The 14,222-nt window shown below is 60.5% G+C and carries 13 protein-coding genes; 8 read left to right on the forward strand and 5 right to left on the reverse strand.

The window, feature by feature from the left end; all coding sequences use genetic code 11:
- Positions 1 to 123: 123 nt before the first annotated feature.
- Positions 124 to 2,511 carry a penicillin acylase family protein gene (locus BZK31_RS23560; protein WP_083185696.1) on the reverse strand — a complete coding sequence of 796 codons (2,388 nt, stop codon included), beginning with the start codon at positions 2,509 to 2,511 and terminating at the stop codon, positions 124 to 126.
- Between the two features lie 204 nt (positions 2,512 to 2,715).
- On the opposite strand from BZK31_RS23560, the gene bipL reads away from it, so the two are divergent.
- Entirely contained in the window at positions 2,716 to 3,657 is a 942-nt protein-coding gene (gene bipL, locus BZK31_RS23565) for a phospholipase BipL (protein WP_083185697.1), read from the forward strand.
- Here the strand turns inward: bipL and BZK31_RS23570 are convergent.
- Together BZK31_RS23570 and BZK31_RS23575 are read right to left on the reverse strand one after the other, a co-directional pair.
- Positions 3,654 to 3,845, reverse strand: coding sequence for a hypothetical protein (locus tag BZK31_RS23570; protein WP_083185698.1), 192 nt, complete (start codon positions 3,843 to 3,845; stop codon positions 3,654 to 3,656). The two genes, bipL and BZK31_RS23570, sit on opposite strands and share 4 nt — an antisense overlap.
- Positions 3,846 to 3,870: 25 nt before the next feature.
- Positions 3,871 to 4,629, reverse strand: coding sequence for a DUF2059 domain-containing protein (locus BZK31_RS23575; RefSeq protein ID WP_083185699.1), 759 nt, complete (start codon positions 4,627 to 4,629; stop codon positions 3,871 to 3,873).
- A 141-nt stretch (positions 4,630 to 4,770) separates the two neighbouring features.
- On the opposite strand from BZK31_RS23575, the gene BZK31_RS23580 reads away from it, so the two are divergent.
- Together BZK31_RS23580 and BZK31_RS23585 are read left to right on the forward strand one after the other, a co-directional pair.
- On the forward strand, positions 4,771 to 5,406 hold the full coding sequence (locus tag BZK31_RS23580; RefSeq protein ID WP_167378094.1) for a 2OG-Fe(II) oxygenase: 636 nt from the start codon (positions 4,771 to 4,773) through the stop codon (positions 5,404 to 5,406).
- Between the two features lie 155 nt (positions 5,407 to 5,561).
- Positions 5,562 to 5,999 (forward strand): DUF4399 domain-containing protein, encoded by a 438-nt coding sequence (locus tag BZK31_RS23585; RefSeq protein WP_083185701.1) that lies wholly within the window; start codon positions 5,562 to 5,564, stop codon positions 5,997 to 5,999.
- A 142-nt stretch (positions 6,000 to 6,141) separates the two neighbouring features.
- Here BZK31_RS23585 and serA read toward each other — a convergent pair whose 3' ends face one another.
- A complete protein-coding gene (serA, locus tag BZK31_RS23590; protein ID WP_083185702.1) occupies positions 6,142 to 7,371 on the reverse strand; it encodes a phosphoglycerate dehydrogenase in 1,230 nt (409 codons plus the stop codon).
- 162 nt (positions 7,372 to 7,533) lie between these two features.
- Between serA and BZK31_RS23595 the strand changes: the two genes are divergently transcribed.
- From BZK31_RS23595 to BZK31_RS23610, 4 genes are all read left to right on the forward strand, one after another.
- Complete coding sequence (locus BZK31_RS23595; protein ID WP_083185703.1) at positions 7,534 to 8,928, forward strand: FAD-binding oxidoreductase; 1,395 nt, start codon at positions 7,534 to 7,536, stop codon at positions 8,926 to 8,928.
- A gap of 57 nt (positions 8,929 to 8,985) precedes the next feature.
- Positions 8,986 to 9,651, forward strand: a complete 666-nt coding sequence (locus BZK31_RS23600; protein ID WP_083185704.1) for a fumarylacetoacetate hydrolase family protein — start codon at positions 8,986 to 8,988, stop codon at positions 9,649 to 9,651.
- A gap of 184 nt (positions 9,652 to 9,835) precedes the next feature.
- A complete protein-coding gene (locus tag BZK31_RS23605) occupies positions 9,836 to 10,768 on the forward strand; it encodes an SdiA-regulated domain-containing protein (RefSeq protein WP_083185705.1) in 933 nt (310 codons plus the stop codon).
- Positions 10,769 to 10,880: 112 nt separating this feature from the next.
- Entirely contained in the window at positions 10,881 to 11,786 is a 906-nt protein-coding gene (locus BZK31_RS23610) for an SdiA-regulated domain-containing protein (protein ID WP_167378091.1), read from the forward strand.
- Between the two features lie 42 nt (positions 11,787 to 11,828).
- Here the strand turns inward: BZK31_RS23610 and rpiA are convergent, their stop codons facing one another.
- A complete protein-coding gene (gene rpiA / locus BZK31_RS23615) occupies positions 11,829 to 12,500 on the reverse strand; it encodes a ribose-5-phosphate isomerase RpiA (RefSeq protein WP_024694429.1) in 672 nt (223 codons plus the stop codon).
- 146 nt (positions 12,501 to 12,646) lie between these two features.
- Between rpiA and ilvA the strand changes: the two genes are divergently transcribed.
- Complete coding sequence (gene ilvA / locus BZK31_RS23620; RefSeq protein ID WP_083185707.1) at positions 12,647 to 14,161, forward strand: threonine ammonia-lyase, biosynthetic; 1,515 nt, start codon at positions 12,647 to 12,649, stop codon at positions 14,159 to 14,161.
- Positions 14,162 to 14,222: the final 61 nt, after the last annotated feature.

The following is a 14,222-nucleotide window of genomic DNA, read 5'->3' on the forward strand; positions in this document are numbered from 1 at the left end:
CTTTGGCGAGTGTACTGGCCTGTTCGCGAGCCAGCTCGTTCCTATCAAGGCACGCGTCCGGCCGTGATGTGACACAGAGCGTCACGGCCGGACACGCAGCATTGGCACGATCAGTGTTCCGGGTCACTTTCCCGGTATGAGCCTGAGAACGCTTTCAGTGTGCTCAGCCACATCCTGTTCGCTGAGGTGCTGCTTCACATATTCCCCGCTGATGTATGCCTTGGCCTGATCCGCGTAGTGCCTGTCGAACGGCACGCCGCTCTGGCCCACCGGGTTGATGCCCAGGCTGTTGGTCGGGTCGGCGAAGTCGATCAGGCGCCGGGTCGAGGGTCCGTAGCTTACGGGCCACGGCGCAGGACGGATGCTGGAAGACAGGTTGTTCGGCACCTCATGCGTACCCGGCGCAGGGTAGGGCCCGACGTTCAGCACTTTATCCAGAGGTTTCTGCGAGCCAATCGGATGCCCTTGGGTCAGGGTGTGTGCCTTGCCCCAGACCCATTCATCCGGGTTGTTGCCGTACAGCGATTTGAGGTGCGAAACGCTGGCGCGCCAGGCGACCTTGACGGTGTTTGCGCGGCTCTCTTCATGGGGTGAGTTGCGGTTGTTCCACCACGGCGAGTCGGCATCGGCGGCCAGACGCGGCAGGGCCTGGTCCAGCGCACGGGTCGACAGCAAGGTTTCGAAGAAGCCATCGCCCAGTTCGTCATGGAAGGTTTCTTCGGTAAGGTCGAACAGGAACTGGTTGAACAGCGTCGCGCCAACCGAATTCACCGAGTACTCGCCGTCCCAGTTGGCCAGCCTTTCCACCAGAGCCTGCTCCTCAGGATCGCTGACCACGCTTCGCAGCACAGGAATCAGCGGCTTGAGAATGCTCGGCGCGTAATCGGTCCGCGTGCCCAGTTGCAGCGCTTTGCTGGTCGCCAGATCCCATTTCACCGAAGAGTCGCTCAGCTGATGATCGAGCTGTTGGCCACGCTCGGCAGGGTTGTAATAGCCGGGTATCGACATGCCGGTGGGTGAAACCGGCTGGAAGTTGGCGGACACGATGTAACCGCGAGCCGGGTTTTCCTCGTGCGGGTTGGCGCTGAACGGATAGAAGCCCGTTTTGTCGGCCTGCGGCGTACTGCCGTCGAGGATGAAAGCCGGATTGACGCCGTCGGGACGGATCGGCAGTTGTGCGGCTGCCCACCAGCCGATATCGCCCCTGGCGTTGGCCCAGACGATGTTCAGGCCTGGCGACTGAATCTTCTCTGCCGCACCGCGCATCTTGTCCAGCGTGTCGGCCCGGTTGGCTTCGTAGAAACCGTCCAGCACCGGATTTTTCGACACCAGAAACGACCACCACATGGCGATGGGGGCCTGGCCGGCATTCTTGCCCATCGCATTGTTGACGATCGGGCCGTGCGGCGATTCCAGCAGGGTCAGGCTGACCGGTGCTTCGCCTTTGACGGTGATCTGCTGTTCGGTGCCGGTCATGTCCACCCATTGGCCGTGATACCAGACCTGATTGGGGTTGTCAGGATTGGTCTTTTCGGCAATCAGGTCCACGTCATCGTTCTGGAACATGGTCAGGGTCCAGCCAAAGTCCATGTTATGGCCCAGAAACGCGAACGGATTGAGCGCCTGAAAATGGCCGTATAGCTCGAAACCGGGGGCCGACAGCTGCGCTTCGTACCAGACGGCAGGCACCGAAAAGCGAATGTGCGGATCGCCCGCCAAAATCGGTTTGCCACTCTGCGTGCGGCTGCCGGAAATCGCCCACGCGTTACTGCCCTCGAATTGAGGCAGACCGGCTTGCTCGAACGCCTCGTTGCTCAGCCTGGCCAGTGCATTCAGGCCTTTCCAGTCCGCACCGGCCAGTACCGGTTTCTGTCCCAGCACGCCGTCCGGGTGCCAGTCCAGATCGAAGACCTTCAGGTATTGCGGACCCAGTTCGTCTCGTACATAAGTGAGCAACGGTTCGGTACGGAATGCCGCCGCGAAACTGTAGGCCAGATAACCGCCGATGCTGAGGGTGTCCTCGGCGCTGAAAGGGCGCTTGGGAATGCCCAGTGCGTCGAACTCCATCGGCCTTGCGTGGGTGTCCTGATATTGGTTGATGCCATCGATGTAAGCTTCAAGGGCCTTCCACATCGGCGTGTTCTTGTCCTGACGCGCCACGTAGGCATCCGCATGATCGCGAATGCGCAGGCTGCGGAACAGCTTGTCGGTCTCGATCAGGCGAGGGCCCATGATCTCGGCCAGTTCGCCGCGCGCCAGGCGGCGCAGCATTTCCATCTGGAACAGCCGATCCTGGGCGTGCACGTAGCCCAGTGTGCGGTACAGATCCGCTTCGTTCTCGGCGCGGATATGCGGCACGCCGCGTTCGTCGTAACGCACGCTGACCGGCGCCTGCAGATGGCTCATGGCGACCTCGCCATCGCGCACCGGCTGCTTGCTGTGGACGTACCAGCCCGCGCCACTGGCAATAACGGCAATGATGATGGCGAGAACGATCAGGCTGCGTTTCATCCGGTTCCTCTATGGGTGGCGTACTGCGGGGATGAAGGCTACCGTTTTGACTCAGGGCTGGGTAGTGAAGATACCAGGCAGATACAATGAGTCAGTGTTCTGAAAGACGTTCTGACTGCGCGGGTGCGGCTTGCCATGCCAAAGCAGACAGAAGAATATCCCTGCATCACCTTCTCGCGGCTCACGCCCGAATCTGGAAGCCCCATGTCCGTCACTTTCGACCCCGATAATCTACGCGCCAGTCTGCTGCCGCTGAGCGTCATCGATCCACTTTCCCTGGATGGGCAGGCGTATCAGCGTTTCTATGGCCTGTCCGGGCTGGGCGGGGAGAACGTGATCCGCAGCTGGCTGGGGCGTCTGGACGTTGCCGGGTACGAGATCGTCGGTCAGGTGTGGATACCGGAAAACGCAGTTGCCACCCTGTTTCTGTTTCACGGCTTCTATGACCATATGGGGTTGTACCGGCATGTGATCGAGTGGGCGCTGGGGCAGGGCTTCGCGGTGATTTCCTGCGACCTGCCGGGCCATGGCCTTTCCAGTGGCAGCCGCGCCAGTATCAATGACTTCGCGGAATACCAGTCTGTGCTCCAGCAATTGCTGATCGAAGCGCAGACCCTCAAGCTGCCGCAACCCTGGCACCTGTGTGGACAGAGCACGGGCGGTGCCATCGTCATCGATCACCTGCTCAATCAGGGCGCCGACAGCCCGGCGCAAGGACAGGTCATTCTCCTGGCACCGCTGGTGCGACCACGCGCGTGGGGCTGGTCGCGGCTCAGCTATCACTTGATCAGGCCGTTCGTCACCGGCATTGCCCGGCGCTTTACCGAAAACTCCAACGCGCCGGCGTTTCTGCCGTTTCTGCTGGCCGACCCGCTTCAGCCCAATCGCTTGCCCACCGCCTGGGTCGGTGCGCTGGCGCAGTGGATCGTGCGTATAGAACAGGCGCCACGCAGCACGCGCAGCCCGCTGATCATTCAGGGTGAAGCGGACATGACGGTCGACTGGTCGCACAACCTGAACGTGCTGAAGAACAAGTTCAGCGAGCCACAGATCCTCATGCTCGGCCATGCCCGCCATCATCTGGCTAACGAGCTGCCCGAGTTGCGGACCCGTTACTTCGATTTCCTGGCTGCGCGGTTGCGTTAAGGCTTTTGAGTGATATTGGCTGACAACGCCTTGACCTGCCGACGCAGCCGGACGTTATCGACGACCAGCGTAAGGGTCATGATCAGGCCAAGTACACCAAAGGCATCCTGACCCAATTGGGACCAGAACAACCAGGCCAGAATCGCCATGACGATGGCGGTGGCCAACCGTGCAATCGAATCTTTCATCGCAAGCCTTGTGAGAATGTCGGCGTCATTGCGCAGGCGTCAGGCTCGATGTGCTTTGCCCGACGGCCAGTCCGGCACGGATCGCAGCCAGAGCGGCCTGGTAATATGCTTTGCCTTCGGGAGATTCGGCAAAAGTCGAGAACTCTTCGAGCTCGGGATCCGACAGGTCGCGGTAGACGTACAGCAACGTGTTGTTCAGGTCTGCGCTGATTTGCGCCATCAGCCGCTCGCGCTGGCCTTCGAGCATGCCCTGCGCCTGACCGCCGCCCAGCAGGCCGGGAATCATCTGGCTCAGGCTGTCGGCAGCGACACCGGCAATCGCCAGGCTGACCTCTGCACCGGCCTGTTTGGCGGGCAGCGCCTGGGCGAGGTGACCGATCAGCAATTGGCGAGTGGCGTCGGCTTCGATGTGCGGAAGTCCGTCGGCGTGTTTGGCGAGCTGGTCGGCGCGGGTCGCGGTGAGCTCGGCGTTGACGATTTTGCGGCCCAGCGGCGACTGGAAGAATTGCAGCGACGGATTGGGGTCCTTGAGGCTTTCACGCAGGCGTCGGGCGGCACGCTGATCCATGGCTTGCGCCGCGAAACGCTGATTGCTGTTATTGACCAACGCCTGAAAGACCGCAGGCGGCAAGTTGTTCTGATAGCGCTGCTGCGCAGCTTTCAAGGCATCGTTGAAGTGCGCGCGCTGTTCCGGCCAGCCTGCGGCCTTGTACAACTGGTCATAGCTGTCCGCCCAGGCAGGCGCAGTGCAGAACATCAACAACAAAACAAACAAACGGCGCATTAGGGACTCCTGTCGGCAGGTCGCTATTCTCCGGGTGTTACCGGGGGCTTGTCGAGTTATCACTGCCCTTGCCGAGCGAAATCTGCGGCATATGACACTACGCAAACGCGCCTCTGTCGGATTTCAGGGCTTATGGATATGATGCGCCGCATGCGCATACCCTCCGATCACCCGCTTCTGCTACGAATCGTCGACGACCTGGCCGCAAACGGCTGGTCGCAGCAGAATATTTTCCTGCCCGAAAGTCTGACCCTTGAACTCGAACAGGAGTGCCGCAAGCGTGCGGCCGAAGGTGAGCTTGAGCCTGCGGGCGTCGGGCGCGGCCCTGCGCAGGAAGTGCGCGAGGGCATTCGTGGGGATCGTATCCAGTGGCTGGAGGCAGGACAGGCGGACTGCTGCGACAGCTATCTTGAGCTGATGGACAGCCTGCGCGAGGCACTGAACCGTGGTCTGTTTCTGGGGCTTGAGGATTACGAAAGTCATTTTGCCCAGTATCCGCCCGGCGCGTTCTATCTGCGTCACGTGGATCGCTTTCGCGACGATGACAAGCGCATGGTGTCGGCGGTGCTGTACCTCAACAATGCCTGGTTGCCGGAGCATGGCGGTCAGCTGCGCATGTACCTCAAGGGCGAGGTGGCTTATGACGTGCAGCCTACCGGCGGCTGTCTGGTGGTGTTTCTGTCTGGCGATATCCCTCATGAAGTGTTGCCCGCGACCCGTGACCGGCTTTCATTGACCGGCTGGTTCCGGCGGCGTGGCAACGAGGTGTTCCCGTAGGTCGCGTACCTGTTTCATGAAAACTGTTTCATCAAGACCTTCAGCCTTCAGCCTTCGGACCACCGGGCGGGCTATCGTAGCCATGCCTCATCCGCTCCTGAACCCAGTGGCCTGATGCAGAGTCCGACATTACGTCAATCGAGTCTGGAGGAATCATGAAGACGCTATTTTCTGGAACCGTCATTGCGAGCGTCCTGCTGAGCGCTTCGATGCTGGTCAGCGCTGCCGACATTCCGCGTACGGCGTCGCCAGCGGGTGCCGAGGTCTACATCATCTCGCCCAAGGACGGTGAAACCGTGACGTCACCGTTCAAGGTGCAGTTCGGTCTGAAAGGCATGGGCGTGGCCCCTGCCGGTGTCGACGTTCCCGAGACCGGTCATCACCACTTGCTGATCGACGTCAAAGACCAGCCTGCGATGGACGCGCCGCTGCCCATGACCGACAACATTCGTCATTTCGGCAAGGGCCAGACCGAAACCGAAGTGAACCTGCCCCCAGGCCAGCACACCCTGCAACTGCTGGTCGGTGACAAGAGCCACATCCCGCTGAACCCGAGCGTCGAGTCGAAAAAGATCACGATCAATGTGAAGTGACGTGGGACGCAGTTGAGGTTTCAGCGAGCTTGCTCGCGAAGAGAACGATACAGACCGGTTCTGTTCTGAAAAGCCCTCCACCCGAGCCCTACAAAAAAGGAGACCCGAAGGTCTCCTTTTTCATTACTGCGCAGTAATCAGATCAGAACAGCACGCGGCTGCGGATGGTGCCTTTGATCTGTTGCAGCTTCTCTTGCGCCAGGTCTGAATATTCGGCGTCGACGTCGATCACCACGTAACCGACATTCTCGTTGGTCTGCAGGAACTGACCGGAGATGTTGATGCCGTTTTCGGCGAAGACCTTGTTGATCTCGCTGAGCACGCCCGGGATGTTTTCGTGGATGTGCAGCAGGCGGTGCTTGCCTGGGTGAGCGGGCAAGGCCACTTCCGGGAAATTGACCGAGGACACCGACGTACCGTTGTCGCTGTATTTGACCAGCTTCTCGGCCACTTCCAGACCGATGTTGGCCTGCGCTTCAGCAGTGGAACCGCCGATGTGCGGGGTCAGGATCACGTTGTCCAGGCCGCGCAGCGGGCTTTCGAAAATGTCGTCGTTGGAACGTGGCTCGACCGGGAACACGTCGATGGCCGCGCCGATAAGGTGTTTGTCCTTGATCGCGGCAGCCAGGGCGTCCAGCTCGACCACGGTGCCACGTGCAGCGTTGATCAGGATCGCGCCTTTCTTCATGGCGCGGATTTCCTTCTCGCCGATCATCCACTGGGTGGATGGCAGCTCAGGCACGTGCAGGGAAACGATGTCGGCCAGGCCCAGCAGCTCGTTCAGGCTGGTGACCTGGGTCGCGTTGCCCAGCGGCAGCTTGGTCAGCGGGTCGAAGAAGAACACCTGCATGCCCAGGCCTTCAGCCAGAACCGACAACTGAGTACCGATCGAGCCATAGCCGATGATGCCCAGCTTCTTGCCACGGATTTCAAACGAGTTGGCGGCGCTTTTGATCCAGCCGCCGCGGTGGCAGGAGGCATTCTTCTCAGGGATACCGCGCAGCAGCAGGATGGCTTCGGCCAGCACCAGTTCGGCCACGGAGCGGGTGTTGGAGTAAGGCGCGTTGAATACCGCGATACCGCGCTCACGCGCTGCGTTGAGGTCGACCTGGTTGGTGCCGATGCAGAAGCAGCCGACCGCGACCAGTTTCTTGGCGCAATCGAACATTTCTTCGGTCAGTTGAGTGCGGGAGCGGATACCGATGAAATGAGCGTCGGCGATCTTTTCCTTGAGCTCGGCTTCCGGCAGAGACTTGGTGTGGTACTCGATGCTGGTGTAGCCGGCTGCCTTGAGGACGTCGACAGCGGACTGGTGGACGCCTTCGAGAAGAAGGAACTTGATCTTGCTCTTGTCGAGGGAAGTCTTGCTCATCTGCGTAAACCTGTGTCCCGAAGAAAATTGGCAGGGGGTGGCCGGAACGGCGTCTTGGCGCGGTTCACGGGGGGCGTATGCTAGCATATGCACCCCGCGAAACCCCATTCTTGAACGTGAACCGTTCTCAGGATGCCCATGAATTGTTCGAGAGTTGAGTCCATGACCCATCCCGCTTTGATTGATGAGCTCAAGACCCTGGTTGACCCTGGCAAAGTGCTGACCGACGAGGGTTCCCTGCAAACGTACGGCAAGGACTGGACCAAGCAATTCACCCCCGCTCCGCTGGCCATCGTGTTTCCCAAGACCACCGAACAGGTGCAGGCGATCGTGCGCTGGGCCAATGAGCGCCTCGTCGCGCTGGTGCCGTCCGGTGGCAGAACGGGGCTTTCAGCCGCGGCCGTCGCAGCCGATGGCGAGGTGGTGGTTTCGTTCGACTACATGAATCAGGTGCTGGACCTCAATCTGACCGACCGCACAGCGGTCTGCCAACCGGGCGTGATTACCCGTCAGTTGCAGGCGCTGGCGGAAGAAAACGGGCTGTATTATCCGGTCGATTTCGCGTCGTCGGGTTCCAGCCAGATTGGCGGCAACATCGGCACCAATGCCGGCGGGATCAAGGTCATTCGTTATGGCATGACGCGCAATTGGGTGGCGGGCCTGAAGGTGGTCACCGGCAAGGGCGATCTGCTGGAACTGAACAAAGACCTGATCAAGAACGCCACTGGTTACGACCTGCGGCAATTGTTCATCGGGGCCGAGGGCACACTCGGTTTCGTGGTCGAGGCCACCATGCGTCTGGACCGTGCGCCGCGCAACCTGACCGCCATGGTCCTGGGTACCACCGACTTCAATTCGATCATGCCGGTGCTGCATGCCTTCCACGGCAAGCTTGACCTGACCGCTTTCGAATTCTTCTCCGACAAGTCCTTCGCCCGTGTCATGGCGCGCGGTGACGTGCCGTCGCCGTTCGACACGCCCTGTCCGTTCTATGTGTTGCTGGAGTTCGAAGCCACCACCGAAGACCTGGCCAATCAGGCACTGGAGACCTTCGAGCATTGCGTGGAGCAGGGCTGGGTGCTGGATGGCGTGATGAGCCAGAGTGAGCAGCAGTTGCGCAACCTGTGGAAACTGCGCGAGTACATTTCCGAAACCATCTCGCACTTCACACCCTACAAAAACGACATCTCGGTCACGGTCTCGAAAGTGCCACAATTTCTTGCCGAAATTGACGCCATTGTCGCTGAACACTACCCCGATTTCGACGTGCTCTGGTATGGCCACATCGGCGACGGCAACCTGCACCTGAACATTCTCAAGCCCGAACAACTCGACAAGGACGAATTCTTCGTCAAATGTGCGCGGGTCAACAAGTGGGTGTTCGAGACGGTCGAGAAGTACAACGGCTCGATTTCCGCCGAACATGGGGTCGGGATGACCAAACGTGATTACCTGACGTACAGCCGCTCACCCGTCGAGATCGAGTACATGAAGGCGTTGAAGGCGATCTTCGACCCCAACGGCATCATGAATCCCGGCAAGATTTTCGCTGTTTGATCACCTGCCGGACCGTATATCAATAAAAAGCCGCATCTATCAGACCCAGGAGACGTCATGAGCTATCAGCACAAATATGTCGATGGAACGAACATCCACTTCCCGCTGGGCAAAGTGGTGTGTATCGGTCGTAATTACGCCGAGCATGCCAAGGAGCTGGGCAACCCGGTCCCCACCGAGCCTTTGCTGTTCATGAAGCCCGGCAGCGCCGTGGTGGCGCTGGAAGGCGGCTTTACCATCCCGTCCGACCGGGGCTCGGTGCACTACGAAGCCGAAATCGTGGTGCTGATCGGCAAGCCCCTGACCAAGAACCCGTCGCGTGAAGAAGTGCTGGACGCCATCAGTGGCTTCGCGCCAGGTCTGGACCTGACCCTGCGTGACGTGCAATCGCGTCTGCGGGAAAAGGGCCTGCCGTGGGAACTGGCCAAATGTTTCGACGGCGCTGCCGTGATCGCGCCTTTCGTGCCTGCCGAAACCTTCCCTGACCTGACCGATATCGGCATTCGTCTGACCATCAACGGCAAGGTCGTGCAAGACGGCAACAGCAGTCTGATGCTCAACCCCATCGTGCCAATGATCCAGCACATGGCCGCCAACTTCTCGTTGCAGGCTGGCGACATCATCATGACCGGTACGCCAGCGGGTGTAGGTCCGTTCGAAGCCGGTGATACGATCGTCCTGGAACTGGCGGGCCAGACGCCTTTCGAGAGCGTCGTGCGCTAACCCGCTCAACCGCGCTTAACTGCAAAAGCCACCCGGATTGACGTTCGGGTGGCTTTTGTCTGTCCGCTGGGTAATAGTTCCCACCGCTTTGCGTTTTTTTCACACCTGTTCTGGATAATCCTGCCGGCCCTGCAAACGGGCAATACGCCAACTACGACGTTATTTCTGCTCGGGAACACCTTGAATGCCCCTTCCAGCCCAGACATTGCCCGCCTCCAAAAAACGCTTTGCCTTCATTCGAAGCCTGCGCTGGTATTCGTGGTTGTTGCTGGCGGTGATCATGGGCTACGGCCTGGCCTTCGCCATGCACTGGGACGACCGCGCGATACTCTGGTTGCAGGAAAGCTTTGAAAACAAGGCGGGTCGCAACGCAAGCATCTGGCTGCCGGACTACCATGTCGCTATCGATGCGAAGGTGCTGCCTGGCATGGAAGACGACGAGGCGTCGGATCTGTCTTACAACCCCGTGACCAAAACCCTGTTTGCTGTCATGGGCAAGAATGCGTTTCTGGTGGAGCTGACATTGACCGGCGACGTTCTGCGCAAGATCCCGCTGGTCGGCTGGAGTAACCCGGAAGGCGTCGCCGTGATGAATGATGGCCTGATCGCCATCACTGACGAGCGTCAGCACCAGTTGACCATTGTTAAGGTGACGGCGGACACCACCACGCTGAACATTGATGATTTCCCGAAATACGACCTGGGCAAATCGGAAAACCAGAACAAGGGTTTCGAGGGCATTGCCTGGGACCCGCGTCGTCAGCAGCTGTTGCTGGGTGAGGAGCGTCCTGCGGCGCTCTTTACCTGGAAGAGCGATGGCAGCGACGTGCTCACAGGGGACAAGCAGAAACTGCCGAGTCGTTCGCTGGACATGCGCAACCTCTCCTCGCTGAGCATCGACCCGCGCACCGGCCACATGCTGGCGCTGTCGGCGGATTCTCACCTGCTGCTGGAAGTGGACGAGCAGGGCGAGCAGGTCAGCTTCATGACGTTGCTGGGTGGCATGAATGGTCTGAAAGACACGATCCCGCGCGCCGAAGGCGTTGCGCTGGATGAAGCTGGAACGCTGTACATGGTGAGCGAGCCGAATCTGTTCTATTCATTTCGCAAGCACTGAGCCAGGACGGCCGATCACATAACTGGTAAAGAAATAGCATTACGCCATTAAGCTTGTTTTCAGAATGCCGTGCTATCAATGCCGTCCGCTCAACCTTTCCGAGTCACCGTCAATGCGTCGCTCTACCCGCTCTTTGCTCGTGCTTGTCGTCCTTGTGCCCCTGATCGTGCTGTTTGTCTTCGCCAACCAGCGATACCGTTTCGTAGAGCGCGCCCAGTACGACTGGCGGATTTTCTGGCAGTCCGATTCACAGGAAGCCATCGGCCTGGACCAATACCGCGCAGTGGTCGAGGAGCACGTCATTGAGGGCCTTTCGGACGACGTCTCGGGCCTGAGTTTCGATCCGGATCGTAAAAGCCTGTTCACGGTCACCAACCAGAACGCTGAAATGATCGAGTTGAGCCTGGACGGGCGCGTCCTGCGGCGCATCAAGCTGGTCGGCTTCGGTGATGCGGAGGCCGTCGAATACATCAGCCCCGGCGTCTACGTGATCAGTGACGAGCGTCAGCAGCGCCTGATCAAGGTACGTATCGATGACACCACTCAGTCGCTGGATGCCGCCAACGCCGAGCAACTGACACTGGGCCTCAATGCCGGCGGCAATAAGGGCTATGAAGGTCTGGCCTACGATCGGCACAACAAGCGCCTGTTCGTCGCTCGTGAGCGCGACCCGGTGCAGATCATCGAAGTGCGGGGCTTTCCCAGGACCAGTGCCGATGGCCCCAACAACCTTCAGGTCATCTCCGACAGCAAGCGGGATGCCGGTTTGTTTGTTCGCGACCTTTCCAGCCTGCAGTTCGACCAGAACAGCGGGCACTTGCTGGCACTGTCCGACGAGTCGAAACAGATTATCGAGCTGGACACCGATGGCCGCCCGATTGGTAGCAGTTCGTTGAAGAAGGGACAGATGGGGCTGAGCAAGAGTGTGCCGCAGGCCGAAGGTGTTGCCATGGACGACGATGGGGTGATGTATCTGGTGAGCGAACCGAATCTGTTCTACGTGTTTCGCAAACCGTAACGTTGGAGCACCCTGCCCACGCGGTGGGCAGGGTTGGATAGCTTAGCGGGTCAGCGTTTTCACGCCTTCGGCCGTACCCAGCAGCAACAAGTCTGCCGGACGTGCGGCGAACAGACCGTTGGTGACCACGCCGACGATGGCGTTGATTTGCGCTTCCAGCTCCACCGGGTTGGTGATGCTCATGTTATGCACGTCGAGAATGATGTTGCCGTTGTCGGTCAGCACGCCTTCGCGGTAGACCGGGTCGCCGCCCAGCTTGACCAGCTGGCGAGCCACATGGCTGCGCGCCATCGGGATGACTTCGACCGGCAGCGGGAAGGCGCCCAACACCGGGACCAGCTTGCTGCCGTCGGCGATGCAGATGAAGGTCTTCGCAACCGCCGCCACAATCTTCTCGCGGGTCAGGGCCGCGCCGCCGCCCTTGATCAGGTTCAGGTGCTCGTCGCTCTCGTCGGCACCGTCGATGTAGAACTCCAGATCGCTGACCGTATTCAGTTCATACACCGGAATTCCGTGGCCCTTGAGGCGTGCGGCGGTTGCTTCGGAACTGGCCACTGCACCGTCGAAGGCTGCCTTGTGTCGGGCAAGGGCGTCGATGAAACAGTTGGCCGTGGAGCCTGTGCCGACACCCACAATGCTCTTGTCGTCGAGCTTGGGAAGGATGAAATCGACAGCGGCTTGGGCGACTGCCTGTTTGAGTTGATCCTGGGTCATGCGGGCTCCACGGGTGCCAGAGGTAAGCAAAAGGGCCCGCATTATAGCGATGACTGCGGCGCAAAGCCCTGTCATTCGTATGGTCGTGTCTCAGAGCGCGGGGTAGACTTGCCGGTCTTGCCCTTTCCGTCAGTGATGTCGTCCCGATGCTTGAACAGTACGTCAAGAAAATCCTCACCTCCCGCGTCTACGACGTCGCCATCGAAACTCCGCTGCAGGGCGCGCGGCAGTTGTCCGAGCGGCTCGGCAATCAGGTGCTGCTCAAGCGCGAAGACCAGCAGCCGGTGTTCTCCTTCAAGATTCGCGGCGCCTATAACAAGCTGGCGCAACTGACGGCCGAGGAAGCGGCTAGTGGCGTAGTGACCGCCTCGGCGGGCAACCATGCGCAGGGCCTGGCACTGGCGGCGCGGGAACTGGGCATCAAGGCGACCATCGTCATGCCGCGCACCACGCCGGAGATCAAGGTCGAAGGCGTGCGCTCACGCGGTGCGACGGTGGTGCTGCACGGCGACTCGTTTCCCGAAGCGCTGGCCTACTCGCTGAAGCTGGTCGACGAACAGGGCTTCGTCTACATCCACCCTTACGACGACCCCGACACCATCGCCGGGCAAGGTACGGTGGCGATGGAAATCCTGCGCCAGCAACCGGGCAGGCTGGACGCCATCTTCGTGCCGGTAGGCGGCGGCGGGCTGATCGCGGGTATCGCGGCCTACGTGAAATACCTGCGACCGGACATCAAGGTGATCGGTGTCGAGCCGGACGATTCCAACTGTTTGCAGGCCGCGCTGGCGGCGGGTGAGCGCGTGGTGCTCAGCCAGGTCGGGCTGTTCGCCGATGGCGTGGCAGTGGCGCAGATCGGCCATCACACCTTCGAGGTCTGCCGCCATTATGTCGACGAGGTGATCACCGTCAGCACCGACGAGATCTGCGCGGCCATCAAGGACATCTACGACGACACCCGCTCCATCACCGAACCGTCGGGCGCGCTGGGCGTGGCCGGGATCAAGAAGTACGTCGAGCAGCGCGGCGTCAGCGGCCAGACTCTGGTGGCGATCGATTCCGGGGCCAACGTCAACTTCGACCGCCTGCGCCACGTGGCCGAGCGCGCCGAGCTGGGCGAAGGCCGCGAAGCGATCATCGCCGTGACCATTCCCGAGCAACCGGGCAGCTTCAAGGCGTTTTGCGAGGCCATCGGCAAGCGCCAGATCACCGAATTCAACTACCGCTACCACACCGACCGCGAAGCGCACATCTTCGTCGGCGTGCAGACCCATCCCGAAAACGACCCGCGCAGCGCGTTGATCGCCAGCCTGACCGAGCAGGGCTTTCCGGTGCTGGACCTGACCGACAACGAACTGGCCAAGCTGCACATCCGCCACATGGTCGGCGGGCATGCCGAGCGGGTCAGCGACGAAGTGGTGCTGCGCTTCGAATTCCCCGAACGGCCCGGCGCGCTGTTCAACTTCCTCAACCGCCTGGGCGGGCGCTGGACCATCTCGATGTTCCACTACCGTAACCACGGCGCCGCCGATGGCCGCGTGGTCGCCGGCCTGGTGGTGCCCGAAGACGAGCGGCATCTGGTCAGTCAGGCACTGGCCGAGATCGGCTATCCGTATTGGGATGAAAGCGAGAACCCGGCGTATCGGTTGTTTTTGGGGTAAGGGCCTGCGTGGGTGAAGTGTCAGGGTGGGGTGGGCTTGTCCATGAAGGCCTCCTGCGGCG

Source organism: Pseudomonas floridensis, assembly GCF_002087235.1.
Taxonomy (GTDB): domain Bacteria; phylum Pseudomonadota; class Gammaproteobacteria; order Pseudomonadales; family Pseudomonadaceae; genus Aquipseudomonas; species Aquipseudomonas floridensis.

Coding starts and splice junctions, on each gene's coding strand:
- BZK31_RS23580 (WP_167378094.1), top strand. CDS start 4,771: ATGCGCCGCATGCGCATACCCTCCGATCACCCGCTTCTGCTACGAATC.
- BZK31_RS23575 (WP_083185699.1), bottom strand. CDS start 4,629: ATGCGCCGTTTGTTTGTTTTGTTGTTGATGTTCTGCACTGCGCCTGCC.
- serA (WP_083185702.1), bottom strand. CDS start 7,371: ATGAGCAAGACTTCCCTCGACAAGAGCAAGATCAAGTTCCTTCTTCTC.
- BZK31_RS23605 (WP_083185705.1), top strand. CDS start 9,836: ATGCCCCTTCCAGCCCAGACATTGCCCGCCTCCAAAAAACGCTTTGCC.
- BZK31_RS23560 (WP_083185696.1), bottom strand. CDS start 2,511: ATGAAACGCAGCCTGATCGTTCTCGCCATCATCATTGCCGTTATTGCC.
- rpiA (WP_024694429.1), bottom strand. CDS start 12,500: ATGACCCAGGATCAACTCAAACAGGCAGTCGCCCAAGCCGCTGTCGAT.
- BZK31_RS23570 (WP_083185698.1), bottom strand. CDS start 3,845: ATGAAAGATTCGATTGCACGGTTGGCCACCGCCATCGTCATGGCGATT.
- BZK31_RS23585 (WP_083185701.1), top strand. CDS start 5,562: ATGAAGACGCTATTTTCTGGAACCGTCATTGCGAGCGTCCTGCTGAGC.
- BZK31_RS23600 (WP_083185704.1), top strand. CDS start 8,986: ATGAGCTATCAGCACAAATATGTCGATGGAACGAACATCCACTTCCCG.
- ilvA (WP_083185707.1), top strand. CDS start 12,647: ATGCTTGAACAGTACGTCAAGAAAATCCTCACCTCCCGCGTCTACGAC.
- BZK31_RS23595 (WP_083185703.1), top strand. CDS start 7,534: ATGACCCATCCCGCTTTGATTGATGAGCTCAAGACCCTGGTTGACCCT.
- bipL (WP_083185697.1), top strand. CDS start 2,716: ATGTCCGTCACTTTCGACCCCGATAATCTACGCGCCAGTCTGCTGCCG.
- BZK31_RS23610 (WP_167378091.1), top strand. CDS start 10,881: ATGCGTCGCTCTACCCGCTCTTTGCTCGTGCTTGTCGTCCTTGTGCCC.